The 26163-nt window shown below is 25.8% G+C and carries 31 protein-coding genes; 18 read left to right on the top strand and 13 right to left on the bottom strand.

Features of this window, described 5'->3' with window-relative positions:
• Window positions 1-32: 32 nt before the first annotated feature.
• Window positions 33-554 carry a GNAT family N-acetyltransferase gene (locus H8891_RS07665; protein ID WP_187005890.1) on the bottom strand — a complete coding sequence of 174 codons (522 nt, stop codon included), beginning with the start codon at window positions 552-554 and terminating at the stop codon, window positions 33-35.
• A gap of 232 nt (window positions 555-786) precedes the next feature.
• On the opposite strand from H8891_RS07665, the gene H8891_RS07660 reads away from it, so the two are divergent.
• Both H8891_RS07660 and H8891_RS07655 read left to right on the top strand, forming a co-directional pair.
• On the top strand, window positions 787-1032 hold the full coding sequence (locus tag H8891_RS07660) for a hypothetical protein (protein ID WP_187005889.1): 246 nt from the start codon (window positions 787-789) through the stop codon (window positions 1030-1032).
• 337 nt (window positions 1033-1369) lie between these two features.
• A complete protein-coding gene (locus tag H8891_RS07655; protein WP_187005888.1) occupies window positions 1370-1987 on the top strand; it encodes a YdcF family protein in 618 nt (205 codons plus the stop codon).
• Between the two features lie 58 nt (window positions 1988-2045).
• Here the strand turns inward: H8891_RS07655 and H8891_RS07650 are convergent, their stop codons facing one another.
• The gene (locus tag H8891_RS07650; protein ID WP_187005887.1) at window positions 2046-2456 is read right to left on the bottom strand and encodes a hypothetical protein; all 411 of its coding nucleotides are present in this window, start codon (window positions 2454-2456) and stop codon (window positions 2046-2048) included.
• A gap of 356 nt (window positions 2457-2812) precedes the next feature.
• Between H8891_RS07650 and H8891_RS07645 the strand changes: the two genes are divergently transcribed.
• Both H8891_RS07645 and H8891_RS07640 read left to right on the top strand, forming a co-directional pair.
• On the top strand, window positions 2813-3313 hold the full coding sequence (locus tag H8891_RS07645; RefSeq protein ID WP_187005886.1) for a DUF2798 domain-containing protein: 501 nt from the start codon (window positions 2813-2815) through the stop codon (window positions 3311-3313).
• Between the two features lie 284 nt (window positions 3314-3597).
• Entirely contained in the window at window positions 3598-3786 is a 189-nt protein-coding gene (locus H8891_RS07640; RefSeq protein ID WP_187005885.1) for a hypothetical protein, read from the top strand.
• 106 nt (window positions 3787-3892) lie between these two features.
• Here H8891_RS07640 and H8891_RS07635 read toward each other — a convergent pair whose 3' ends face one another.
• Window positions 3893-5128, bottom strand: coding sequence for an MFS transporter (locus tag H8891_RS07635; RefSeq protein WP_187005884.1), 1236 nt, complete (start codon window positions 5126-5128; stop codon window positions 3893-3895).
• 154 nt (window positions 5129-5282) lie between these two features.
• The gene (locus H8891_RS07630) at window positions 5283-5756 is read right to left on the bottom strand and encodes a MarR family transcriptional regulator (protein ID WP_187005883.1); all 474 of its coding nucleotides are present in this window, start codon (window positions 5754-5756) and stop codon (window positions 5283-5285) included.
• A gap of 407 nt (window positions 5757-6163) precedes the next feature.
• On the opposite strand from H8891_RS07630, the gene H8891_RS07625 reads away from it, so the two are divergent.
• The 5 genes from H8891_RS07625 to H8891_RS07605 all read left to right on the top strand — a co-directional run bounded on the left by H8891_RS07625 (window position 6164) and on the right by H8891_RS07605 (window position 8915).
• A complete protein-coding gene (locus H8891_RS07625) occupies window positions 6164-6352 on the top strand; it encodes a ferredoxin (protein WP_187005882.1) in 189 nt (62 codons plus the stop codon).
• 25 nt (window positions 6353-6377) lie between these two features.
• Window positions 6378-6776 (top strand): hemerythrin domain-containing protein, encoded by a 399-nt coding sequence (locus H8891_RS07620; protein ID WP_147543600.1) that lies wholly within the window; start codon window positions 6378-6380, stop codon window positions 6774-6776.
• A gap of 251 nt (window positions 6777-7027) precedes the next feature.
• The gene (locus H8891_RS07615) at window positions 7028-7654 is read left to right on the top strand and encodes a hypothetical protein (RefSeq protein ID WP_187005881.1); all 627 of its coding nucleotides are present in this window, start codon (window positions 7028-7030) and stop codon (window positions 7652-7654) included.
• A gap of 89 nt (window positions 7655-7743) precedes the next feature.
• Entirely contained in the window at window positions 7744-8073 is a 330-nt protein-coding gene (locus H8891_RS07610) for a PadR family transcriptional regulator (RefSeq protein ID WP_243207780.1), read from the top strand.
• A gap of 14 nt (window positions 8074-8087) precedes the next feature.
• Window positions 8088-8915 (top strand): DUF1129 domain-containing protein, encoded by an 828-nt coding sequence (locus tag H8891_RS07605; RefSeq protein ID WP_187005880.1) that lies wholly within the window; start codon window positions 8088-8090, stop codon window positions 8913-8915.
• Window positions 8916-8968: 53 nt separating this feature from the next.
• Here H8891_RS07605 and H8891_RS07600 read toward each other — a convergent pair whose 3' ends face one another.
• Complete coding sequence (locus tag H8891_RS07600; RefSeq protein ID WP_187005879.1) at window positions 8969-10276, bottom strand: MATE family efflux transporter; 1308 nt, start codon at window positions 10274-10276, stop codon at window positions 8969-8971.
• A 410-nt stretch (window positions 10277-10686) separates the two neighbouring features.
• Between H8891_RS07600 and H8891_RS07595 the strand changes: the two genes are divergently transcribed.
• A complete protein-coding gene (locus H8891_RS07595) occupies window positions 10687-10941 on the top strand; it encodes a hypothetical protein (protein ID WP_187005878.1) in 255 nt (84 codons plus the stop codon).
• Window positions 10942-11132: 191 nt separating this feature from the next.
• On the opposite strand, the gene H8891_RS07590 is transcribed toward H8891_RS07595, so the two are convergent.
• Entirely contained in the window at window positions 11133-11513 is a 381-nt protein-coding gene (locus tag H8891_RS07590) for a helix-turn-helix domain-containing protein (RefSeq protein ID WP_187005877.1), read from the bottom strand.
• 318 nt (window positions 11514-11831) lie between these two features.
• Between H8891_RS07590 and H8891_RS07585 the strand changes: the two genes are divergently transcribed.
• The 4 genes from H8891_RS07585 to H8891_RS07570 all read left to right on the top strand — a co-directional run bounded on the left by H8891_RS07585 (window position 11832) and on the right by H8891_RS07570 (window position 14066).
• Window positions 11832-12293: an HIT family protein gene (locus H8891_RS07585; protein ID WP_187005876.1), complete on the top strand. Its 462-nt coding sequence runs from the start codon at window positions 11832-11834 to the stop codon at window positions 12291-12293.
• Between the two features lie 39 nt (window positions 12294-12332).
• Window positions 12333-12773: a hypothetical protein gene (locus tag H8891_RS07580; protein WP_187005875.1), complete on the top strand. Its 441-nt coding sequence runs from the start codon at window positions 12333-12335 to the stop codon at window positions 12771-12773.
• A gap of 242 nt (window positions 12774-13015) precedes the next feature.
• On the top strand, window positions 13016-13438 hold the full coding sequence (locus tag H8891_RS07575) for a DUF5301 domain-containing protein (protein WP_187005874.1): 423 nt from the start codon (window positions 13016-13018) through the stop codon (window positions 13436-13438).
• Between the two features lie 100 nt (window positions 13439-13538).
• Window positions 13539-14066: a dihydrofolate reductase family protein gene (locus tag H8891_RS07570; protein ID WP_187005873.1), complete on the top strand. Its 528-nt coding sequence runs from the start codon at window positions 13539-13541 to the stop codon at window positions 14064-14066.
• A 268-nt stretch (window positions 14067-14334) separates the two neighbouring features.
• Here the strand turns inward: H8891_RS07570 and H8891_RS07565 are convergent, their stop codons facing one another.
• The 3 genes from H8891_RS07565 to H8891_RS07555 all read right to left on the bottom strand — a co-directional run bounded on the left by H8891_RS07565 (window position 14335) and on the right by H8891_RS07555 (window position 16949).
• Window positions 14335-14763, bottom strand: a complete 429-nt coding sequence (locus tag H8891_RS07565; protein WP_187005872.1) for a DUF6442 family protein — start codon at window positions 14761-14763, stop codon at window positions 14335-14337.
• Between the two features lies 1 nt (window position 14764).
• Entirely contained in the window at window positions 14765-14962 is a 198-nt protein-coding gene (locus tag H8891_RS07560) for a helix-turn-helix transcriptional regulator (RefSeq protein ID WP_187005871.1), read from the bottom strand.
• A 538-nt stretch (window positions 14963-15500) separates the two neighbouring features.
• On the bottom strand, window positions 15501-16949 hold the full coding sequence (locus H8891_RS07555) for a potassium/proton antiporter (protein WP_187005870.1): 1449 nt from the start codon (window positions 16947-16949) through the stop codon (window positions 15501-15503).
• 425 nt (window positions 16950-17374) lie between these two features.
• On the opposite strand from H8891_RS07555, the gene H8891_RS07550 reads away from it, so the two are divergent.
• Window positions 17375-19540 carry a bifunctional diguanylate cyclase/phosphodiesterase gene (locus tag H8891_RS07550; RefSeq protein WP_187005869.1) on the top strand — a complete coding sequence of 722 codons (2166 nt, stop codon included), beginning with the start codon at window positions 17375-17377 and terminating at the stop codon, window positions 19538-19540.
• A gap of 87 nt (window positions 19541-19627) precedes the next feature.
• On the opposite strand, the gene H8891_RS07545 is transcribed toward H8891_RS07550, so the two are convergent.
• From H8891_RS07545 to H8891_RS07530, 4 genes are all read right to left on the bottom strand, one after another.
• Window positions 19628-21088, bottom strand: a complete 1461-nt coding sequence (locus tag H8891_RS07545; protein WP_187005868.1) for a Na+/H+ antiporter NhaC family protein — start codon at window positions 21086-21088, stop codon at window positions 19628-19630.
• An 88-nt stretch (window positions 21089-21176) separates the two neighbouring features.
• The gene (gene megL, locus H8891_RS07540; protein ID WP_147543643.1) at window positions 21177-22370 is read right to left on the bottom strand and encodes a methionine gamma-lyase; all 1194 of its coding nucleotides are present in this window, start codon (window positions 22368-22370) and stop codon (window positions 21177-21179) included.
• Between the two features lie 399 nt (window positions 22371-22769).
• Window positions 22770-23270, bottom strand: a complete 501-nt coding sequence (locus tag H8891_RS07535) for an ImmA/IrrE family metallo-endopeptidase (protein WP_147543644.1) — start codon at window positions 23268-23270, stop codon at window positions 22770-22772.
• Between the two features lie 30 nt (window positions 23271-23300).
• Window positions 23301-23702: a helix-turn-helix domain-containing protein gene (locus tag H8891_RS07530; protein WP_187005867.1), complete on the bottom strand. Its 402-nt coding sequence runs from the start codon at window positions 23700-23702 to the stop codon at window positions 23301-23303.
• 275 nt (window positions 23703-23977) lie between these two features.
• Between H8891_RS07530 and H8891_RS07525 the strand changes: the two genes are divergently transcribed.
• The 3 genes from H8891_RS07525 to H8891_RS07515 are packed head-to-tail and all read left to right on the top strand — an operon-like array spanning window position 23978 to window position 25908.
• Window positions 23978-24169, top strand: coding sequence for a helix-turn-helix transcriptional regulator (locus H8891_RS07525; RefSeq protein WP_187005866.1), 192 nt, complete (start codon window positions 23978-23980; stop codon window positions 24167-24169).
• Window positions 24170-24180: 11 nt separating this feature from the next.
• The gene (locus tag H8891_RS07520; protein WP_187005865.1) at window positions 24181-24960 is read left to right on the top strand and encodes a phage antirepressor KilAC domain-containing protein; all 780 of its coding nucleotides are present in this window, start codon (window positions 24181-24183) and stop codon (window positions 24958-24960) included.
• A gap of 12 nt (window positions 24961-24972) precedes the next feature.
• Window positions 24973-25908 carry a YqaJ viral recombinase family nuclease gene (locus H8891_RS07515; protein ID WP_187005864.1) on the top strand — a complete coding sequence of 312 codons (936 nt, stop codon included), beginning with the start codon at window positions 24973-24975 and terminating at the stop codon, window positions 25906-25908.
• Window positions 25909-26163 lie beyond the last annotated feature (255 nt).

Raw genomic sequence — 26163 nt, 5'->3', positions numbered from 1 at the left:
TAAAAAATATGATAAATATTTATTTTATGATGTTAGCACAAAGTAATATAGTATCTTTGCGTTATTCTATCTTCTTTGGCAATTTCATTTTCCAGTTTACCACCATTATTTATTATAGTTTTTGCTGAGGCAATATTGTTTTTGTCGCAGGTAATTAAAACTTTTTTAATTCCTAAATTTACACATTCTTTTAAGGCTAAATTTAGCATTTCGGTTGCGTAGCCTTTTTGTCTTTCAGATTTCCTAACACTATATCCTATATGACCACCAAAATTTAATAAATAATCATTTAATCTATGTCTAATATCAATCATGCCAACTAATTTATTTTCATTGTTAAAAGCAAGGTATGTAGTTGGTGGAACAAATCCATCTCCTACAGTTTCTTCTTTTAAATTATCTTGAACTGATTTATACCAATTTTCAAAAGTTTTGGCAGTGCTTAATCCAGCTGAACCATCCATACTATCTTTGTTTTCAAGAAACTCTTTTTTATAATCTAGAATAATTTTTTTGTGTTCTTTTTTGGGTAAAATTAATTTTAATCTACTCATTTACCACCTCCCAATATTTAAATAAAGGTTTTAATTTAAGTATAGACTTGGAAATAATTGTAGTAAATAAAATAATGTGTTTAAAGTAATTTATATTTAAAATAAATTAACTATATGTAAAAATGTGTTTTTGGGGATTAGACTTTAGTTTAGGATGAAAAATTCTAAACATTCAACTACAATTTAAAGAAAGTATATGTTTGATAGTATAAATAATTATCAGGGGGGGAGTATGAAGAGTTTAGAGGAAAAAATTAAAAATTATTATGAAGGTTATGATGAGGATAGTAGGTTAATTATTGAAAAGATGATGGATGAAAATGAAATTAAAAAAATTATACATATAGGAACTGATGGTATAGAAGATATGCTTAGAGCGAGTGTAAATGAATTTACAGATGAAGAATTTAATTTATGGATTAAATTTCATTTAGATACTTGTGAAAATCCTAATTTAATAGGATATAGTAAGCACTGATTATATATTGGGAGAAAAAATAATTAAATTATAAATAGGTATCAATTATGAATTAATTTGTGTATTTAATATATAAATAGAAATTTGAAGGGTAGAGGATTTTAAATGAATATTGCTATTTGGATTGCTATAGGAGCTGCTATTTTATGCAGTATAGTTGCTATCAATAAAAAAGATAAGAAATAAATTTTAAATAAACATAAAGCTCTTAAAACTTAAAAAATAGATTTTAAGGGCTATTTTTTATAATTGATTAATGTAACTAAATAAGTCTTTCAAGGTTATAATTTAAATAAATTGATAAACTATAGGAATAAAAAATATCGGAGGGGGATAAATGAAATATATTGACGATATTACTAAATTTATATTTATAAGTGATGAACTAAAAAAATCAGATATTATTTTTATTCCAGGTGGGTCATATGCAGAAATTGCAGAAACAGCAGCTATGCTTTGGAATGATGGATATGCATCATTTATACTACCATCAGGGAAGTTTGGTGTTAATAGAGGATATTTTCCAGGGCCTCGTTCAAAGTCTAATGTATATAATAAAATTTATGATACAGAGTGGGAATTTTTAAATGATGTGTTGATTAAAAATGGAGTAAAACAACAATATATATTAAGAGAAGATAAAGCTACATATACTTTTGAAAATGCTATTTTTTCAAAAAAAATTACTGATGAGTTAGATATTGATGTAAATACAGCAATAATATGTTGTAAGGCTTTTCATGCAAGAAGATGTCTCATGTGTTATGAAAGTGTTTATCCAAATACAAAATTTATAGTATATCCCACAGAAACTCAAGGCATAAATAAACATAATTGGTTTAATACAAAAGAAGGAATTGATAAAGTAATGGGAGAGGTTGAAAGGTGTGGTAGTCAATTTAAAGATGTAATTAAAGAGTATTATCTAACACAAAAAGAGAGCAATAACTTTTAATGTTATTGCTCTCTTAGTTTGCAATTTAATTACATTTAAAGTATGTACTATAACTTTTTTAACATATTTTAAAAGAACCTATTACTGTTGTTCCATCTTTTTCATAAACAGGAATAGATTTATAATAGCCATGTTTTTTTACTTTTTTTTCTACCATTTTAGTATAAGCTACTGCTTCTTCTGGATTTTTAGGTTGATTGGCTGTGTCGTAAAAATCATCTTTATAGACATATCCACTTTTACCATTATCTGCTTCAACTAATATTAAGTCTGGTTCATTACCGTACTCTGTATTAGCTAAATTACTGCCATAAGTTTGACCTTTTTCATTAATTTTTATTTCAAATTTATTTTCATTAATATCTAGGTTAGTAAGTTTATTTTGAGAATTATCGAAGGTATCTAAACTCGTAAATATTAACCCACCTACAATTATTAATCCCAATATATGCACTTTTTTTAATTTCATTTTAAATCTCCTTTTTAACTTAGAAAATTATAATCTTATCATTAATTTAAGTAAAATCAGTATTACTATTAAAAATCTGATGATTAAAATCAAAAAACAATAATTTATAATATATTCTACATAATAGAAATATTTCCTTTTGGATATATCAGAAGAAGAGCTTAGAACAAATTTGATTTTTTATAAAAAATTTAGTATAATTAATTTAATAATAAATTAAATAACAAGCTAGGAATAACGACACATGTGGTGCTTTGCACGTAAATCTGATTACGGTACAAAAGCGCATATGTGTCTTTTTTTGTTGTTTAAAAAATTAAAATAATTATTTTATTAGAAAGAAAGGAAGATGTTTTATGCCAACAACAAAATTTCAACAATGTTTTTTTGCTGTTTTAACCGTAGCAATAACGGTACCTTTATTTGTATTTTACAATATTGCAATTGAAATGGGAGGAATGTCTAATCAAGTATTTATAGCTTCTGTAAAAGTGATTCCAATTGAATTTGTATTTGCAATTTTACTTGAAATGTTTATAGCTGGTCCACTTTCACAAAAGATAGCTTTTAGTATTGTAAATCCAAGAGAAGATAAGCCATATATAATAACTACAGCAATGATATGTTCAACGGTGGTTTTAATGTGCCCAATGATGTCACTTGTTGCAGCTTTTCTTTTTAATGGTATGACTACAGAAATTATTACGCAGTGGATGCAAAATATAGTGATTAATTTCCCATTTGCATTTTTTACACAGTTATTTTTCATACAACCACTTGTAAGATTTATTTTTAGAAATATTTTTAAAAGTCAGCTTAATAAGGAAAATCAGTGTGTAGGAAATGAAGTTATGTAATTATATATAATTTTATATAATAAGGTATAGGTTTATATTAAGAACATAAATTAAAAAAATATAATGATTATAAAAAGAGTGTATCTAATAAAACTAAGTAATTTAAATAGATATACTCTTTTATTTTTAACTATATCATGAATCTAAATTTTAGAGAGTGTTATATTTCAGTGCCAAATTTATAGATTTCAGTCCATTTTAAAATTAAAAGTTACAATTTATGATATTCTATAAGTAAATTAATTTACCAAGATTTTAAAGGTTAAACTTAGGAGGATTTGTATATGTCAAATTTTTTAAAAACACATATTAGTACAAACAAATATATATGGAAACTTTTAAAAGTTTTTAATTCTTCTGATAATCCAAAGTTTATATTGAGACTAGCAAATATCTCTAAATTTTTTAGGATTATCATTTTAGGGTTGTTAGGATTAGTAGAAGTTCCTGTTCTTTATAAAAATTACAGATAAAAAATATAAAATACTATTCTCAAAAAACATATTTAAAGATATCTAGTAAAAAAGCCATTATAATTCAAATAAATGAATTCTAATGGCTTTAAATTTTACGGGTAGTTTACATATTTACATTAGTCTTCTTGTATAAAACTGGTATTGCCGCTACTATAAGTATCATACCCATAAAAGCGGGTGCGGCATGGCCAAGTGATACATAGATTTGACCTCCAATGATAGGACCAATCATTCTTGCTAAGGCCTGAATAGATTGGCTACCTCCTTGAATCCTTCCTTGTTCACTAGAATCAACAGACTTAGATAGCATACCATTAAATGAAGGCCCAAAGATTGAATCACCAAAACCAAATATAAACATTCCAGCGATAAAAATAGGGTAGAATGAAAATAAAGACGATGCTGCAATAAGACTGTAGCCTATAATCTCCGAAACCATTCCAAGAATTGCTATCTGTTTATCACTAAGTATTTTCAAAAGCTTTGGCATTATGAAACCTTGTGAAATGATATCTTGAAAGCCCATAATTGAAAACATAAGTCCGATTATTGCAGGCTTCCAATTGAAAGTATCCATTGTAAATTGTGAAAAAACTGCCTGTAAAGATCCGTTGGGTATCCAAAGTAAGAATGCTGAAATAAGTAGCATTTTTAAGTTTTTCATAGAAAGTATATTTGCAAGTTGTGTAAATGGATTCATTCTTACAAAGGTAATCTCTTTAAGTCTATTATTAATATCAAGACTTTCAGGCATACAAAATGCTCCATAAACAACATTTAGTAAAGTTATTATTGCTCCAAAATACATAGGTACAGAATAACCAAACTTGGCAAGAAATCCCCCTAGAGTTGGTCCAATAACCGTTCCTAGACCTACAACTGCACTGACCCATCCAAAGTATTTGGTTCTTTGTTTTGGAGGAATGATGTCTGCAAAATATGCAAAGATAGTGCTTATGCTACCTCCTGTTATACCTTCTATTATGCGCCCAGCAAATAGTACCCATAGTGCTCCTCCTATACCAAAAACTAAGTACCCAATTGCAGACCCTAAAAGGCATACTAAGAGCAATGGACGACGACCATACTTGTCACTTAAAGCTCCAAGTACGGGAGCTGCAAAAAATACGCAGACCGCATAAACAGAGGTAAGAAGAGTAACAAATATAGCTTGTTGTCCAGGAGTACTTGTATAAGGCTGAACTAAAAATGGAACGACAGGCATTATGATACTAAAGCCTATTCCGCAAAGAAACACAGAGATAAGACCAAATATTAAAGCGTGTTTATCTATAGTTTGTTCTATATTTTGTTTATCCTTTGATTTAAATTTAAACATTTAAATACTCCTTTCAAAAGTTATTATTTTGGTTCCTTGGAAACAAATTTATCGTATCATCATTTTGTTTCCTTGTCAACAAAATGGTGATAAAAAAATACAGCCCGTTCTCAATAGAGTTGGGCTGTTTGTATTTTATTTTCATTATTTAAATTTATTTTGACTTAATATCTATACCAGCTTTCTTTATTTCTGAATCCAAATGCTTACTATACTTTTCTATGAAACTAAGCATACTGTCAAATTGTTCCTCAGTTATTTGTTCAAATACGACTTTATCACGCTCTTGAAACTCTTTGTGCAGTTTTTCATGGATTTTATAAACTTCTTTACCTTGCTCAGTAAGTCTAAAATAGATTTCTTTTTTGTTATCTGGTTTTTGGTAGCTTTCGATAATGCCTTTTTTTAGGAGCTTCTTAGTTATTTTACTCATGGCACCCCTAGTCATATAAAAGGACTCTGCAAGTTTTGTTACGTTGGAATCCACATTTCTTCCAATGTATTCGATGCAATGTACTTCAGAAGACTTATAACTTTTAAGACTATCTTCCATCTTAAACTTATTAAGCCAAACCATCTTGTTAAATAAGTCCCTAAAACCCATTATGACCTGTTCTTCTTTGTTCATGACTTGTCCTCCCAGCCGTTGGCGTATTAACAATATTATATTAAAGTTTTGTTTCTATTTCAACGATATTAGAATATAAAGGTATATAGCTATTCTCATATTTGAGAGTAGCTTTTTTAATTTTAAGATAAGATTTAATTAGGATTTAAAGTAAAATATAAGGGTTTAAATAAAAAAATATTTATGTGTAACTAATGTTACGGAAATTTAATGGTAGAAATTGTATTCTATGTATACCACGTAAATATCATCAAATTGGAGGTAGATACTATGAAACATATAAATATATAGTAAACTACCTCCCAAAAATCTTAGTATATAAATATTTATAATATAACAAATACTTTCTTAAAATAAATTATTGTAAATAAAATATATAAAAAATTAAAAAAAGGAGACAAAATAAAATGAAAGCTTTTGTAGATAGAGACACTTGTATAGGATGTGGAGCATGTGAAATGACTTGCCCAGAAGTATTTAGTATGGATGATGAAGGTAAATCTGTTCCTGTAAAAGAAGATATATCTGAAAATTTATTAGAATCAGCTCAAGATGCTAAAGATGATTGTCCTGTTTCGGCTATAACTATAAATTAATTACAAAAAATAAAGGGAGAAATAAATGATTAATCCAAATTTAGCAAGACAACATAATGAACTTTATAAATTATTAGCTGAAATGAAATCTTTAGGATATAATATAGAATCTAATGCTGATAAAATTGCATTAAATATAAATTTATTAGCTGGAAAGATTAACATTCACTTGCAATCAGAAGATAAATATTTATACTCATTACTTTTAAACTCTCAACATACAGAGGTTAGAAAAATTGCAAAAGATTTTATTGCAGAGATGGGTCATATAGCCAAGACATTTAATGAGTTTAAAATTAAATTTAATACTAAAAATAAAATTTTAAATAATATAAATGAATTTAAGTTAGAATATCCAAAGATAATGAATGCTATTTCTAATAGACTTAATAAAGAAGATAAAAAATTATATGTACTATTATAAATATAATTAAATACATAATAAAAAAGAGAGGATAGTTAGTATAATAGGACTAATTATCCTCTCTTTTTTATTATGAGATGAAGTTTTGAAGAGACACAATTTTTACTAAACAGTTTCATTAAGATATTAATGCAGCTGTTTAAATTATTCAATAAGGTTTATACTATAAGAAAGTTTACAGTTGTTATACATAGTAAAATAAACTATAAGTAATTAAATTATGAACTAGAAAATATAAGGAGATTCAAAAGATGATAAATAATGATACCAACAAATCTTGGGCTATTAGAACATCTACAGACGAATTACTAAATTTTATTATATTTACAGGATGTATGTATAACTTAATTGATGACAAATATTTCAATGAATCAAATAGACCTTGGCCTACTAGTATATTAAATTCAGATTGTAAAAATTTGAATAATGATAAATTAAAATCACAATGGAAACTATGGTTTAATAGTGTAATAGATAAAAAAAGTAATAATATCAACCCAAATAAAATGTGTACACTTATTACTCAAATATATGATGTAAATGATTTTTTAGAACTTGAATATATAGAACTTAGAGAATGTTGTAAAAAATCATATCCATTTTTCATTGAGTGGTGGAATATGCAAGCTGGAGGCAACGCAGCTATTTCTTTCTATGAAATTATAGGGGGTGATAAATTTTGTAATTATATTGAAGAATTAGAATGTAAATTGAATAAAAAAGCTAAGATATTTAATCTTTATATAGATATAGTATATACAGGAGTACCTGATGTATTAGATGTAAATGATGAATATATAATAGTAACTCCTAATGGATATATAAGTTTAGATAAAAAGTGGTGGATAGATAAATTAATTAAGCTAAATGTATTTTAACTATATTGCTTTACAATATAGTAACTTAAATGATAATATATAGCTATATTGTAAAGCAATATAGCTATACAAGAAGGGGAGTGATTATTTTGAAAAATACAATTTCTTCTCAAATGTTAAAAGGTATACTCGAAGGATGTATCTTAAAAATTATAGGTCAAAAAGAAGTCTATGGATATGAAATGAATTTGAAATTAAAAGAATATGGGATTTCAACAGTATCAGATGGAACCATATATCCCTTATTATTGAAACTTCAAAAGCAAGGATTAATAGTAGGTGAGATGAGAAGTTCAGATGAAGGTCCTATGAGAAAGTACTATAGCCTTACTGATAAAGGTAAATTACAACTAGAAATATTTGAGAAAGAATGGGAAGTATTATCAAATAGCGTTAACAATATTTTAAGCATTAAATAAATGGGGAGGATAATATGGGAAACGCAAAAGAACTTATAGAACTTAATAATACATACAGAGAACAATTAAATGAAGAAAATAAAGAATTTTATGATGACATATTAGTTTATATTAGAGCAAAAAGTTTTTTTAAAGATGAAAGACAGGTGGAAGAATCTTTACTTGAAATTTTAACAGATATTATAGAAGCTCAAAATCAAGAAGTTAAAGCTAGTGATTATTTTGGAAAAAATCCAAAGGAAATTAGTGATGAAATATTAAAAAATACAAATAAGATGTCTTTTAAAGATATGATTAAATTAATTTTGAGTACTATGGGATTATATACTTTAGTTACAGTATTACCAAAACTAATAAATCCTAGTGAAGGTTTAGATTTAGGTAAATTTTTTATAGGGTTAGTGATTACATTTTTATTTGTAGAATTTATCATAAATTTTGTTGGTAATACAGTTTACTCAAATAAGTCAAAAAAATTTACATTTACTATAGTTGCTTTGTTTTGTATATATATATGTTTAATTATATCAATGAAACAATTTTTACCTACTATGCTTGAAATTAAATTAACAGGAGTTGTTGGTATTACCATAATTTCAATATTGGGAGTTGTGGGAATAATATATGGTTTAAAAGAAAAGTTATTTTATTCATTTTTACCTATTATTTTAGTAGCTTGTACTTTAGGTATATTAAATAGATTAGAGTTTACCAAGTTTTTAATAAATGAAGAACCTGGAAAGACTATATCTATATTAGCTATGGTAATAGCATTTGTATTAATGTATTTAATAACGTATTTACAAACTAGAGATAAAAAAAATAAAGAATCACAAAAGTAAATATTTTTAAAATAGCTAAAAAAGTGATAAGTTAAAACTTATCACTTTTTTTATTACTTATGATATTTAAAGTTTATAGCTTTAAACTTAATAAATTCCTTATATAAAAATAGGCTTAAAATTGTATAACAAATCATATTCCCTAAATATATACTATTAAGTTTTAAATTAGTTAATTTTACTAATAAATATATTAATACCATGCTTAAAATTGATATGACAGATGAATATACAAATACTAATTTTTCTTTATTAAGTGCTTGAAGGCTATAAGTTAAAATTGTCTTTAGGATATTCATAAAATTAGCAACTACTAAAATAAACATATATTTTGAAGACATTGATATAACTTCATAATCATTGGTTAAAATTTTAGGGATAGAATTTTTAAAAATTATTATGATTGAGCAAAAAATTATATAAATATATATAGGTCTTTTAATACAAGAGTTAATAATAGTTTGTATTTTACTTATATTATTAGCACCAAATTCTTCGCTTACCAAAGTTAATGATACTTGCCCATAAGCATACATAGGCATTAAGGCTATATTTATAATATTAAAAAGTAAGTTATAAACAGCTACTTCTAGTAAACCTATTTGAGCTAAAATATAGGTCATTACAAATACTAATAGTGCTGATTCTATAAATTCTTGTAACATTATAGGAATAGATATTGAAAATATTTCTTTGGTATTTTTAAATAATTTTATTTTAGTTTTTTTAATTAATTTGAATTTTTTAATTACTATTAAGTAATATAATACACATAAAATTAGTGATAGAACTGATCCTATAGCATTGCCTTTTATACCTAATGCTGGAAATCCTAATTTTCCAAATATAAGTATATAATCAAGTAAAACATTTGAAGTACAAGAAATTATGCCTCCATAAAGTATAAATTTTGTTTCTCCTATTATTTTAAAATAAGATGATAAGTTAAATATAATCAAATTTATTCCTAAGGATAAACTAAAAATATTTAAATATTTTACAGAGTCTATTAATGTATTGTCTTTTAAATTAAATATATTTTGTAATACAGATTTACCAAATATTAATGATAAAGTCGTAAAAATAACTCCAATTATTAAGCTATTTAATAAATTAGAGCATAAGCTATTGTTTAAATTTTCAATATCATTTTTACCTTTTGCCCTAGAACCTACTATATTTAAGCCTATGGAAATAGCTCCTAGTACTCCTGTTATTTCATATATATTGTTACCTATTATACCGACAGATGCAAAACCTTCCATATAAGTTCTCCCAATCATAGCTTGGTCGCATAATGTAATAACCATAGAAGTAATATTGTTTAACATTAATGGAATTGCTAATTTATTTATTTTCATATTTTGACCACCCTTCTTTTTTAAAATTTAAAAAAGAAGGGATTTAAAAAGCAGATACAAAAGATCACCACCTTTTTATTTATATTAATAATATATTGCTAAGGATTTTAAAGTATAAATAGACTTATTTGAATTTTAATAGATATGGTTAAAATTAAAAAAGTATTTAATGTTAAGGGAAAAGGGGGTATAGTGAAATGCTATACCCTCTTAAAGTAATGATATAATATTTTTTTGATGGTAAAATTGGTGAAGATATTACTTTTTTTACAAATTCGCACAAGTCATATCCACCCACAACTAAAAAATTGAATGTGAATTTAAAATATAGATTGTTGTATATCTTAAAACATATACTTAAATTAATTAAACTCAGTTATAATGAATATTAGAAAGGAGGTTAAATTGATATGAAAGAAAGGATAGGTATTATTAAAATACTATTTATGTTTTTGATTTTAACAACATGTATAATAAAGAATTTCGATTTAACTAAAACACAAAACCTTGAAGATACTAAAACAAAGACAACTCAGAACAATACACAAAATCAGTCACAAAGCCATCAGTTTAATATGCTTCTACCAAACATATTTGAAAATCCTAAAATAGATACACCATTACCTAATGCACTTAGCGAAATACAAATTGAAAATTTAAGTTAAATCCCTTTTTAAGTTTAGGCTATGTTAGCTAACTTTGTGATAATTGATTCATAAATAGCAACTGTCTCATATATTAAGGTGGGTTCTCAATATTGATGTATTGAAATTACTAAATTTTAAGATTTATTATCACATAATTATTTAACATAGCCTTATTTTAAAATTAATTTCATGGTTTTAACTTTATATTATTAACATTTGGCTTTGAATATCAAAAAACATTTAGCTACTAGATATCCTATAATTGCTAATCCAATTCCAGATACACTTAAACTTGGTTCTATATCTTCAAATAAAAATCCTGCCACTAAACCAATTCCACCAAATATACATGCGACTTGCCAACAGAAACTGTCTTCAGTTGTTTCAATTTCTTCTTCATCATAAATCAATGAATCTGTGGTTACATCAAATATTGTAGCAATTGATTTTAAGTTTTCAATATCAGGCATACTATTTTGAGATTCCCATTTAGTAATAGCTTGCCTTGATACATTAAGTTTTTCTGCTAAATTTTCTTGTGAAAGTTCATGCTTTATTCTTAATGATTTTAATTTTTCTCCAAAATTCATTGCATCCCTCCTAGAACATAATCAATATTTTAAACTTCCTATACATGCTTTTTATAGCAATTGAAGTATTGCATCAATAAAATCTTTAATAATTTGCTTTACATTTCTTTCTGGAAATAAGCCTGTTTTTTTCATATACTTTCCTCCTTTTATGTCTTTTATATTATAACAAATGTATAAATTTACCTTTTAAATTTGGAGTAAAGCATGTAATTTACGCACTAAAATATAACTAATTATTAAAATTTACTTTATAGCATAGTTAAAATTAATATATAATTACATAAAAGTAATTAAATTTTAAAGGGGGATTTGGATATGGAGGATTGGCGAAAAAATAGAATTGAATCAGCGAAAAATGGTACTAATCCAATGTTAATGATTGAAACAAATGGGGGATATGCAGTTTTTGGAGATACACAATTTTTACCTGGATATTGCGTTTTATTACCTAAAAAGAATGTATTTTCTTTAAATGATTTAACTTTAGAAGAAAGAGAAGCTTTTTTACTTGATATGAGTATTTTAGGTGATGCAATTATTAAAGTTTGTAATCCAATTAGAGTTAATTATGACATTTTAGGGAATACAGATAAATTTTTACATGGTCATGTTTTTCCTCGTTATGAGTGGGAAAGTGAAGAGCGAAAGAAAAAGCCAGTATGGTTATATGATGAGTCTAATTGGTTTGACTGTGAAAAACTTTATGATGAAAATAAGCATAAAGAAATAAGAGAAAATATAACTCAATATTTAAAAGATTATTATAGCAAAGTTTAATAAAAGTGAAGGAATATTAATATGAAAATTAAATTAATTATGTGTTTTTTTATTGTAATGGTTTTTGCATGTGGTTGTTCTAAAGAAAAAAATGCATTAAATAATAATGAAATAAATAAAACTGAAATTGAAAAAACTCAAAACATATCTAAATTTCCAGAAGAAATAGTATTAGTTGATGAGGATAATTTACAAATAAATGCAATTAGTAAAGACTTTGTAAATAATAAAGGTCAGATTTTATTAAAGATAATTAACAAGTCAGATGAAAAATTTACTATTTCTTTAGATAAGTTATATTTTAGTGAAATTGAGAAAAAAGCAAATCTTTCATGTGAAATAGATTCTAATTCTACTATTAATGAATATATAAAGATTGAAGATATACATAGTTTAGAGGATTTAAATGATAAAATAGAAGGAGCTTTTATTTTAAATGGTAATGAAAATAATCAATATAAATTTTTATTCAAAACTTAAACACATAAGGATTATGTGTTTGTAATAAAGTTTATGCCCTTAAAATCTATTTAAATAGATTCTAAGGGCATTTTTATTAGATATATTTAAATAAGTTTTTAGGACATAGTATTTTCAAAAGTACCCATGAAAATATCTATTTTAGTGGACATATTGTTAAGCTCTAAATTCTGTTATAATTAAATTAACAATTATTGTATATTTAACGGAGGGGGATAACATGAGAAAGTGTTTAAGATGTGATGAATAAAAGTAAAATTTTTAGCATTTTAATTGCGATTTTTTTATTAAGTTTAGGTTTTGTTGGTTGTGACAAAATGCAAATTACTTTGCCAAGTGAAGCTGATTTAGAAAGCATAATTTTATCGGAATCTACAGAAGGAAATAATGTACAAATTACAATTACTGGTAATGAGGAAATTAAAAGTATTATTGATAACATTAAATTGAATTCTAAAAAAATAAATACTGAATCTGTTAATGACACACCAACAAATGTAGACTATTATATAAAATTAGAGTTTTACCATTCTACAGATGGAAGTAGTGTAGCTTATGTGTATAAAACAAAAGACGGATATTATATTGAACAGCCTTATATCGGCATTTGGGAGATAACACAAAAATCATATGACAATACAGATAAATTACTCAATGCTAAATAGTATAAATTCCAATTTATCAAGTAGATTTAATAGACAATATTATAATAACGAGTTTAATTTATAAATAGTACAAGTAATAAGTAAAAGGAGAATTTATTATATGAACGGAAAAATAATACTAAATTTAGCAATAAGTTTAGATGGATATATAGCAGATGAAAATGGAGGATTTGATTGGATAGTTGGAGATGGAAATAATACATTAAATACAAAAAATAAATGGGACTATTCAGAATTTTTAGGTGATATTGATATTGTAGTTATGGGGAAAAATTGCTATGACCAAGGTTTTCATAACGATTATAAAGACAAAGAAGTATATATAGCAACTTCTAAAAAAATAGATAATTACGAAAACTACCATTTTATAAGTGGTAACATAGTAGAGATTATAAATAATTTAAAAAATCAAGGTAAAAATATATTCTTATTCGGTGGAGGTAGATTAGTTGACAACTTTGTTAAAGCTAATATTATAGATGAGTATATTATAGGAATAATACCTACTATTTTAGGTAAAGGAAGAAAGTTATTCTTAGAAAATAATCCTAAGATAGATTTATCTCTTCAGTATTATTCTGTTGAAGATGGTATTATAGTGATGAAATATTCAAAAAGAAATAAATAAACTTAATATTTTAGTTTATAATATTAATATATTTTCAATGTTTCTAGCCTTTTTCACTTATTATTTATAACGAAATTGTCTAACAGAGCCAAATGATAAAATAGAAGGAGCTTTTATTTTAAATGGTAATGAAAATAATCAATATAAATTTCTATTAAAAACTTAAACACTCATGTATTTGTAATAAAGTTAATGCCCTTAAAATCCAAATAAATGGATTCTAAGGGCATTTTTATTATTAATAGCTAAATAAGTTTTTAGGGAGTATTTATAATCTCTTATCTAATATTCTAAATACTACAATTCCACATATATATATAAATGCCCATATAATACTTAATGTAATTATTACAATTTTATTTACATTCATAATAGTAAATATCGGAATTAAAATTGCTAATAAAAAAAATAATATTATATATGTTATTCTAGCAGATTTTTCTCTTAACATTATTTTTCTTTCATCTTTCAAATTTATTTGTTCTTTTTTTAGTTTTTCCTCATATTTTGGTTTGTTTTCTGGTTTACTCCAATAGAAATACTTATAAATCATAAAAAGTCCTGGAACTATACCTCCTCCTGCTATTGCTCCAATAATTTCATCATTTTCTATACTTGGTCCGAATAATCCAAATAATATAGCACATATCCCTACAGCTAAATAGCATAGTCCTATATACAGAGTACTTTTTTTCATATTAATCCTCCTCATAAATAAATATTTCTTCAATTGACATATTAAAGTAGCGTGCAATTTTAAAAGCTAAAATAATAGATGGATTATATCTTCCATTCTCTAATGAACCTATTGTTTGTCTAGTTACCTCTAAAGCGTTTGCCAATTCTTCTTGAGTTACTTTTTTTTGCTTTCTAATTTCCTCAAGTCTATTTTTCATTCACTAACAAATCCTTTCTATTTAAAAATGGAAAGTTAACTTTACATAAATTGTAATATTTTTCCTAAGTTACGTCAAGTTAACTTTCCCTTTGGATTGGATATGTACCAATACCTAAAATTTTTAATTGATAGACTAGATTAAATAAAGATAATGCTTTTAAATAAGTTTTTTAAGAGTATATGCAAAAACAGGTATAAATACATATTATGGTCCTGCGTTTGTATTATTATTTGTAGAATTAGATTCTTTTGAATGGATTAAATGGGAAAGTAAATCTAGAGAAAAAGGAAAAAAGAGAGCATAAATGTATTATTTGATGAGTATTTAAACTAAAAAAGACAGGTTCCGATGCCTGCCTTTTTTAATATATAAGTAATATTTTAGTAGAAGTATAATAGAAAAATTAAGTAGAAAAATATGAAAAAGTAATTGGATTTACATATGATATTATATACAGATTTTATTATTTAATACCTATAAATTAAAATTTTTTTGAAATTATAATTAATACTATAATTTTTAAAAATAAATTTATTTACATACTCAAACTTGAACTACTATTACTTAATAAATTACTCAATCCATCAAAATTATTTCCTGCTATAACTAATGTATCTTGAGGCAGGATACTAGTCGATCCATTTGGAATTAGTACTTCTCCTTTTCGTTTTATCATTACAATAAGAATATCCTCAGGTATATTAGAATCCATTATAGCTTTGTTTGCAATAGCACTACTATGATCAATAGTTATTTCCATTAATTTTGTACCTATTTCTTCTCTATAATCATTAAATGTTTTTAATACTGGAGATTCATCATCAATTAAATCAAGTTTCTTGGCGACAAAAGGTAAAAGTGTACCTTGTAATGCAACAGAAAAAAGTGCAACAAAGAATACTACATGGAAAATATCACTTTCTATTACAACTCCATAAGTTACTGCATAGATTGCAAAAACTATTGAAGCAGCTCCCCTAAGTCCTACCCAAGATACAAATATTTGTTGTTTTAAAGGAATTTTAAACCAACTTAATATACTAAAAGTTGCAATTGGTCTTGCTACAAATATCATAAACACAGATATAGAAACACCTTTTATAATAACTGAAGGCAATTTAGATGGGAATGCTAACAATCCTAGTATGAAAAATAGCATTATTTGCATAATCCATGATATTCCATCAAAGAATTGAAATATACTTTTTTTATGTGGTATTTTGCTATTACCTACCATAAGACCACTAATATATACAGCTAAATATCCATTTCCCCCAACATGTTCACTTAAAGCATAAGATAAAACTGCAATTCCCATAATAAATATTGGGTAAAATCCATCTATTTCAAAATGGATATGTCTTAATAAATAAATTGTAAGTTTAGATAATAAAACTGCTACTATAACTGCTACTATAACTTGATTTAATAACATAGGTATTATAGTTCCATATCCTTTATTTCCAATTAGCCCTAGTATGATTACAGTTAGCATATATGCTAAAGGGTCATTACTTCCACTTTCAACTTCTAATATTGAAGCAATGGATCCTTTTAAATTTAGCTTTTGAGAACGTAATATTGCAAATACTGATGCAGCATCTGTAGATGCAACTATTGATCCTATCAGTAACCCCTCTAATAAAGAGGTATCAAATACTTTAAAGCAAAATATACCTGTTAAACCAGCAGTTATAACAACTCCAAGAGTTGATAAAAGTATAGAAGGTATGGCAACTGGTTTTGCCATTTCCCAGCTAGTACCAAATCCTCCATAAAACATTATAAATACTAATCCAATGGAGCATAATTGTCTTGTTAATTCGTAGTTGTCAAAATATATTCCAACAATACCGTCAGAGCCAAATAGCATTCCTAAGATTATAAAAATCAAAAGAATAGGAACCCCAAATTTATATAAAATTTTGCTTGAAGTTATGCATATTAGTAAAACTAACGCACACATTATCATTAAACTTATCAAACATTTACCCCCTTTTTAATTTTAGTTTGTTAAATTTTTAATTTTAATTTGAATTTTTAGAATCATTACAGGCAGGATTTTAGAATAATTCACATATTAAAAATTACAGCAGTATTTATATATTATTATGCTTAAACTTAAATTTTTGTCCTTTAATTTAAGATTAATATAAAATTAATAATAATTCTATAATATATATTTTTTTATTTGTAAAATCTATGTTAAGTAAATTAATAACCTTAAAAAATTTTAAATTTAATTAAAACTATCAACAATTTTCTACAAAAAACGAATATAATAGTAAAAGGATTTGGATTATAATGTCAAACTAAGGGAATATATTATTAAAGAAAGTGTATTTTTAGTGCTTAAATATTTTAGATAAATAATAAATAAATTTTTAGAAAGAGGAGGTGAGTTGTAAAATGAGAAAGATTCAAAAAAATATAATTTTAAATAGATTAAAAGGCATAGTTTATATATCTTTGATAAGTATTTTTTTCATTCAATTAATAGAATCAAATCTTTCAAAAGAACTAAAGGATACTACAATTGAAGTAAATACTCAAATTTCAAAAAAAATATCACTAGATATAAATAATAATATGGATAAGTTATGTTACATAGATAGATATATAAAAAATGAAATTTATGAACATAAAGCCAAATATGATGAAAATGAATTATTAAGAAAGATAAATTTTATAAGTGATGGTAAGTTATTTAAATACATAGGTATAGTAAACAAAAATGGATATATTGATTTTGGTACTGATCAAAAAGTATATGTAGGAGATAGAAAATACTTTAAGGATGCTCTTTTAGGAAAAAGTACAGTAAGTGATTTAGTAGAAGATAGGTTTAACAATGAACCATCTATAGTATATTCAAAACCAATAATAATAAATAATGAAGTTAAAGGTGTTATAGTTGGAGTTCAAAGTGAAGAAATTTTACAAAAAAGTTTAGTTGAAAATGTCTTTCCAGATAATATAACTGTAGATATAGTCAGTAAAAATGGTAGACTTTTAATAACTTCAAAAGGAGAAGAAACACTTTATGCAAGTTATATAAAAAAGGGCATATCTAAATATAATGAACAAAACTTTCAAGTATTTAAAAAAGGAAATGTAAAATATGTAATATCATTTAATAAAATAAAAGAAAGTGATTGGTATGTTGTTACAGTAGCATCTGTAAAACAAGCATTTAAAGGTGCATATAATACAATTAGTTTAGCTAGAATATCTATTGTAGTAATACTAATTTCATATATAATTTCATCAACATTAAGAGATTTTAAAAAAGCCAGACAGTTAAAAGAACTGAAAGGCAAAGATGGATTAACAAATCTTAGAAATTTAGAAAATTTTAAAACAGACTGTTGTAAAATTTTAAAAAATAGTAAAAGTGAAGATAAGTATGTGAATATAGTTTTTGATATAAAAAATTTCAAAAGTATAAATGAACTATTTGACTATAAAATAGGAGATAAAATTTTAGTAGGAATTGCTGAAAATATAAGAACTATAGAATTTGAAAATATTAGTGGAAGAATAGGTGAAGATATATTTTCAATATTATTTAAAGTAAAAGATGTAAATGATTTAGATAGTAAAATAAAGTATTTGAAAGATAAGATTTCACTTTATTTTGATAAGAAAAATAAAATAGATTTAGAACTAAATGTTGGAGTATTTAAAATAATAGACAAAGAAATGGAAATAGGTAAAATTATAGATAATTCAAATGCTGCAAGAATGGAAGCCAAAAAACATAGAGAATGTCTATATTATGTATATAATGATGAATTAGAATTAAAAATCCATCAAGAACTAATTGTAAAAAAAGATTTAAAAAATGCATTTAAAAATAAAGAAATAGAAATTTTATATCAACCTAAGGTTAATATTCATACAGAAGAAATAGAAGCTGTGGAAGCTTTAATAAGATGGAATCATAATACTTTAGGATATATTTCACCAGAAATATTTATACCTATAGCAGAGGAAAATGGAGACATCAATTTAATAGGAAGATGGGTTATAAAAGAAGTTTGCAAAGAGTTAAGACAATGCAAGGACAATAATGAAAAAATTGTGCCAGTTGCTATAAATCTTTCAAGAAGAGAATTATATCAAGTAAATTTAATTAAATATATATCAAATATGATTGAAAAATACGATATTGAACCTGAACTTTTAGAATTTGAAATTACAGAAACTGCAGATGTTAATGATTCTAAAATGATAAATAAACAAGTTGAAGATATAAGAAAATTAGGTATGAAAATAGCAATTGATGATTTTGGTAAAGGTCATTCAACTTTAGAAAATTTAAAAAATCTAGAAGTAGATACGGTAAAAATTGATAGATATTTATCACTAGATATAGAAACAAGTGAAAAATCTAGAAAACTTTTAGAGTTAATAATTAATCTTGCAAAAGAATATAACTTTGAAGTTGTATGTGAAGGAATTGAAAATATGAACCAAATTAATATTTTAAAAAATCTAAAATGTAATATTGTTCAAGGCTATGTGTATTATAAACCACTTCGTATAGATAAGTTAAAAGAAATACTTAATTAATATAAAAAAATCCTATATATAAACATAATTTTTCATGTTTAATATATAGGATTTTTTTATTATATTTATATATAATATTTATTAATTTTAAATACTTTCACCAGGAAATTCATCAATTTCACTTTCAGGTATTTCACTAGAAAAATCCTCGACTTCATTTTCAGATGTTTCACTAGGAAAATCTTTAATCTTACTTACAGGCATTTCTTTATCAAAATCCCAAGGATCTCTTACGATTAATTTGTTTGCAAATGGTATGAATGTTGAAAGTAGTGTTGAAATTAATAGTAACTGACAGAACCAAACTAAAGGCATAACTTGCATAGGAGATACTTTTCCATTTGTGAAACTAGTTAAAATTAACATTTGAGCACCATAAGGTAAAAATCCTTGTAAAATAGAAGAAACAGTACTTAAAATAGCAGCGCTTCGTCTAGGGTCAACTTTGTATCTATAACAAAGTTTTTTAGCAACAGGACCATTTATTATAATGGCAACTGTATTATTTGCAACAGCTATGTCTGTTAAGGCAACTAAAACACCTATACCGATTTCTGCTGATTTTTTATCTTTAATAAACTTTTGAACAGCTACAAGAAGTGCCTCTATACCACCAGCATGAGTTACCATTTCGGCAAGACCACCTGTTAAAAGAGATAATAAGAAGATATCTGTCATATTTGTAAAACCTGTATAAATACTTTTTACAAAAGTTAATATTGTTAAATCTCCATAATACATTCCTATTGCTCCAGCTAAAAATATTCCCCCAGTTAAAACTAAAAATACATTCATTCCAGCAACTGCTAATACCAATACAAATAAATAAGGTAAAACTTTAACTAAGTTAAAATCATAAGCTTGCATTGTAGCAGGAACTTCTGGTTTACCAAATACAAATAGTAAAACAATTGTAATAATGGCTGGAACCAAACTTAAATAAAAGTTTATTCTAAACTTATCTTTCATATCACAACCTTGTGTTCTTGTAGAAGCTATTGTAGTATCTGAAATTATAGAAAGGTTATCTCCAAGCATTGCTCCACCTAAAACACAAGCCATTACAAGAGGAAGAGAAGCACCAGTTTTTTCAGCTACTGCAACTGCAATTGGACCAATTGCTGCAATACATCCTACTGAAGTACCTGTAGCAGTAGATATGAAACTAGAAATTAAAAATATACCAATTACGATAAATTGTGAAGGTATGTATGTTAAACCTAAGTTTACTGTTGAATCAACACCACCCATTTGTTGGCAAACACTGGCAAAGGCACCAGCTAATAAATATATTACACACATTATTATAATGTTTGAGTTACCACAACCTTTAACAAAAATATCAAATTTTTCATCAATAGAACCTTTAATTAAGAAAAAAGCGGCTAGAACACCACAACTGACAGCTACGGGAGCTGGGAATTGATAAAAGGCCATTTCTACGCCTTGAGCTTGAAGAATTATACCACTTCCTAAATAAACTGCTATAAAAATTAAAAATGGAATTAAAGCTTTAAAACTCGGTTTGACTTTTTCTTCTTTTCTCATAAGAATTCTCCTTTGTATTAAAATTGTGACAATTAAGACTTTAAAAAAATTGAACCTAGCTTAATTAAACTAGGTTCAATTTTAAAGCCTAAAGTAAATCTAAGGCTTGTTTTAAATCATCTATTATATCTTCAGGGTCTTCAAGACCTACAGAAATTCTTATTAATCCATCTGAAATTCCAGCTTCAGCTCTTTCTTCTGCTGTATAAGGAGAGTGAGTCATTGAAGCAGGGTGTTGTATTAATGTCTCGCAATCACCTAAGCTAACTGCAAGAGCACATAATTCTAAAGAGTTAAGTAATTTTTTACCTGCCTCTAAGCCACCTTTAACTTCAAATGCTATCATACCACCTGGTAAATCCATTTGTTTTTTAGCTAATTCACGTTGAGGGAAGCTTTCAAGTCCAGGATAATTAACTTTTACTACATTTTTATGTCCTTCTAGGAACTTAGCAACTTCTAGTGCATTTTTACTATGTCTATCCATTCTAATTTGTAAAGTTTTCATACCTCTTAATATTAAGTAAGCATCAAATGGGCTAAGTACAGCACCTGTCATATCTTTAACACCAAATAATCTTACTTGGTTTATAAAGTCTTGTTTACCAACAACAAAACCTGCTATAACGTCTCCATGTCCGTTTAAGTACTTAGTTGCTGAGTGAAGTACAACATCAGCTCCCCATTCTAGAGGTCTTTGTATGTAAGGTGTACAGAAAGTATTATCTACCATAACTATACAATCTTTCTTTTCATGAGCTATTTTAGCAACAGCTTCTATATCTATTAATTTTAAGTCTGGATTTGCTGGAGTTTCTAAATAAACAACTCTAGTGTTTTCTTTCATAGCAGCTTTAACTTCTTCTAAATTAGAAGCATCTACAAAAGTTACTTCAACTCCATATCTTGTTAATCCATGATTTAATAATGCAAATGTGCATCCATATAAAGTTTTAGACGCAACTACATGGTCTCCAGCTTTTAAGGCTGTCCATAATGCTGAAGATATAGCTCCTATTCCTGATGCAGTAGACATACAAGCCTCTGCGCCTTCTAGTAAAGCTACTTTTTCTTCTAATTGAGTATTAGTTGGATTTCCTAATCTTGAATATATGTACCCACCTTCTTGAAGTGCAAATCTTCTTCCACCTTGTTCCGCACTATCAAATACGAATGTTGATGTTTGGCATATTGGTGTAGTTAATGCTCCAGATACAGGGTCTTTATGATGTCCTCCATGTATCGCTCTTGTAGCAAATTTTTTGTTTTTTAAGTTTTCCATAGTAATTCTCCTCCTAGATTTGATTAAATAGTAGTGTCTTACTTTGTGAAAACGATTACTTGCGTCTTCTCCTTTAATATAGCACTATTGGAATTTATATACAAATTCAAAAATTTTCAATAAACTTAACATAATAAAAAAATTTCAGATTAAAAATAGGAAAACGTATATAATGAATTATTCTTACTTAAAAAATTTTTTATATATATAAATTTTACTTTATTTATTTCAAAGTTTATACAAAATTAAAAAAATGTTAAAAGTTTCACTACTATAGCTTAAGTTACTGTAATTTCAAGGGATATGAGGAGAGTATAAAAAAACCTATATAGAAACACATCTTTTTCGTGTTTACTATATAGGGTTAATATTAATCTTATTTTAAGGTGAAATTAAAATTTATATTAAAGATTCATGATATAAAAGATTATCATTACTATATAAATACAAAATTTTATCTGAAAATTTTATATAACCCTTATCTTTTTTTATAAAATTAAGCTTAGACATAAGCATAGGATAAGGAACTTCAAGACTATCTGCTAAATCATAAAGATTTGTTTCATATTTTAATTTTTCAACAAGCTCACTATCAGGAATTAAAAAATTACAAGCCCATTTAAGAGCCTTTAATTCCATAGTATCAAGATTAACTCTATCTGTATAATGAGTAAGAACTCCAACAAAATTTCCATCAGTAGTAAAATGATGACCAAGTTCTTCTGATAAAACTTCTAGAGTTTTCTTTTTATCACCTAAAATTATTTTATTTAAAGTTATAATAGGTGGGTAGCCTTCCATTTTTGTATAAAGACCTAACAAAGAAGGCATTAAAGTTGCAGTTTCAAGAACTATCCCATTTTCCTCACATAATTCATATAACTTGTCTAATTTATCCATAAACAATTATCCCCCTAAACATATAAAAAACTAATCTTTCTTTGGATATTTAAACATAAGATAGTTAAGATAACTTTCTAACTGTTCTCTAGCTTCATCTGATAAATCCTCACATAAATTAACCTTTTGACCGTCACTAGTTGTAAAGTATTCTTGTTTATCAAAATCTTTTTCATAAGAATTACTTCTATGAGTTGCAATAGTCATATCCTTATTATCTAGCGTTTTAACTGAATTAGGAACACCTATTAAATAATCTGTTGTAACATTAAAAAACTGTGCTAATAAATTTAGCTTATCAAAATCTGGGTGTTTATCCTTAGTTTCATATCCTGCAATAGTTGCTCTTCCAACACCTAAAAAATCTCCAACTTGTTGCTGAGTAACATTTTTTTCTATTCTTAAATCTTTTAATCTTTGACCAAACGACATGAAAATTCACCTCCAATTACTTTTATATAAAAAATATAAAAATTTATATTATTAATTAAGAATTTATTCAAAATTTTATTGAATATATGTAACGGATTATATACTTATATTTTATATAAAATGTGTCTTAGTGTAAACAAAAATGTGACTCTTATATAAATTTTATAGACAAGGTAACAAAACGTAACTATAATCATAAATATAAAGTCGTGGCTAAAAGACACGATAAATACTTTGGTAACATAAAGACACTTAAAATAAAAGGGGGGAGAAAAATGAGAATAAATTTAAAAGAAGCTAGAAAAAGCAAAAACCTAACTCAACTTCAAGTTGCAAACAAGCTAAACATAGACAGGTCATATTACACAAAAATAGAAAGAGGACAAAGAACACCATCATTAGATATTGCTTTAAAAATTAAAGAAGTTCTAAATTATGAAAGTGATGATATTTTTAAAAACAATTAGGAGGTATTTATATGGAGATTTTTAAAAATAAGGATTTTGGGGAAATCATGGTGCTAAATACAAACAACAAAGAGTACTTTGATGCAGTAGAATGTTGTAGGATTTTAGGTTATTTAAATCCTCATGATGCGATAAATAGACATTGTAAAAAGAAGGGAATAACTTTTTACGAGATAGGCATAGTTTCTGGCAAAAAAAGAAATGGAGAAGACATTATCCAATATGTTAATAGAAAGTTTATAGATGAATCAAATTTATATAGATTAATTATAAAGTCAAAGCTTGAAACTGCTAACAGATTTGAAAGTTGGATATTTGAAGAGGTACTTCCAACCATTAGAAAGCAGGGGGCATATTTAGATAACAAAATTATAAACAATATAATAAATAACCCAGATTTTTTAGAAAACCTAATTGATAGTTTAATAAATAAAAATAATTCTTATAAAGAATTTATAAAAGTCATAGAAGAAACAAAAGAAGTTATAAGCATAGGAACTTTTGCTAAAGTTTTAAGCAACAACAATATACATATTGGAAGAAATAGACTTTTCTTTTGGTTTAGAGAAAATGGATATTTGATTAAAAATGGAATAGATAAAAATCTTCCAAAACAGAAATACATAGACAGAGGATATTTTAAGGTTATAGAAAAAATAATCAAAACTGAAAATGGAGAAAAGTTACAAGCAACAACTAGGATAACTGGGAAAGGACAGACTTACTTTATAAATAAAATAAAAACAGATTATATGAGTGTTTTAAATAAGGAAATTGATAATTGTAATTAAAAGGGGGGTATTATGAAAAAATTTTTAGATGCAAAGATTATATACAATACTAAAAACATGAGTAAAGCTGAGTGGCTAGAAAAAAGAAGATGTGGAATAGGTGGTTCTGATGCTTCAAGCATTGTTAATATGAGTCCTTTTAAAAGTAGGGCTAGTGTTTATATAGATAAATTACATAGTAATAATTATGAAGAATGTGAAAGTTTTAGAATGGAGTTGGGAAATAAGTTAGAAGATTTTGTGGCTCGTGAGTTTATGATAAGAACTGGTAAAAAGGTAAGAAATGTAAATGGAATTTTAAGAAATGATAAATATCCATTTGCTATTGCAAACATTGATAGATATGTATTTGGAGAAAAAGCAATATTAGAGTGTAAGGTTACTAATTCTTTTCAAAAGAAAGAATGGGAAAAACAAGTTCCTATTCATTATCAAATACAATGCCTTCATTATATGGCAGTTACAGGAGCTAGTTGTTGTTACGTTGCAGCACTTATTGGAAATGAGGATTTTGTTATTCATAAATTAGAAAGAGATGAAGAACTTATAAATTACTTAATGGAAGAAGAAGAAAAGTTTTGGAAGGAATATATTTTAGGAGATAAAGTTCCAATTCCTGATGGTAGTGAAGATTATTCTAGGTTTTTAAAAAATAAATATAAAAATCCAAAAAATGAAAGTATTATTCTTTTTATGAAAGAAGAAAAAATCAATAGATATGATGAAGTTTTAAAGCTTATTAAGGAACTTGATTTGGAGAAAAAGTATATTGAACAAGTTATTCAAAATGAGATGGGAGATTATGAAGTAGCTTTTGTTGGAGATAGAAAGATTACTTGGAAAAATCAAAGTAGGTCTAGTTTTGACACTAGAAAATTTAAAGCTGATTTTCCTGAAATTGCTAGTGATTATGTAAAGACTACTACTTCTAGGGTGTTTAGGATGTAGATATTTAGCTTGTTTCGTGGTGGGGGGTGTTATATAGTATTTTCCTTCACTGTAAAGCCTAAAACATGGCTTTAACGTTTCGTCAAATACTATATAACACCTTACCTAGAATTGTAAGGCTTTAGATTAAAATAAATTTATTTATAAATAAAGTTAGAAAAATTACTATAATTAGTCTTATTATACTTTGATAGTCTAGTTTTCCTGTTTTTTTGTAGTCAATGTAATAATCTAAAGCTGTATATATTAAGAGTA

Origin of the sequence: Paeniclostridium hominis, assembly GCF_014306135.1 — a bacterium.
In the GTDB taxonomy this organism is placed as follows: domain Bacteria; phylum Bacillota; class Clostridia; order Peptostreptococcales; family Peptostreptococcaceae; genus Paraclostridium; species Paraclostridium hominis.
This window is presented reverse-complemented; position numbering and strand designations above follow the sequence as displayed.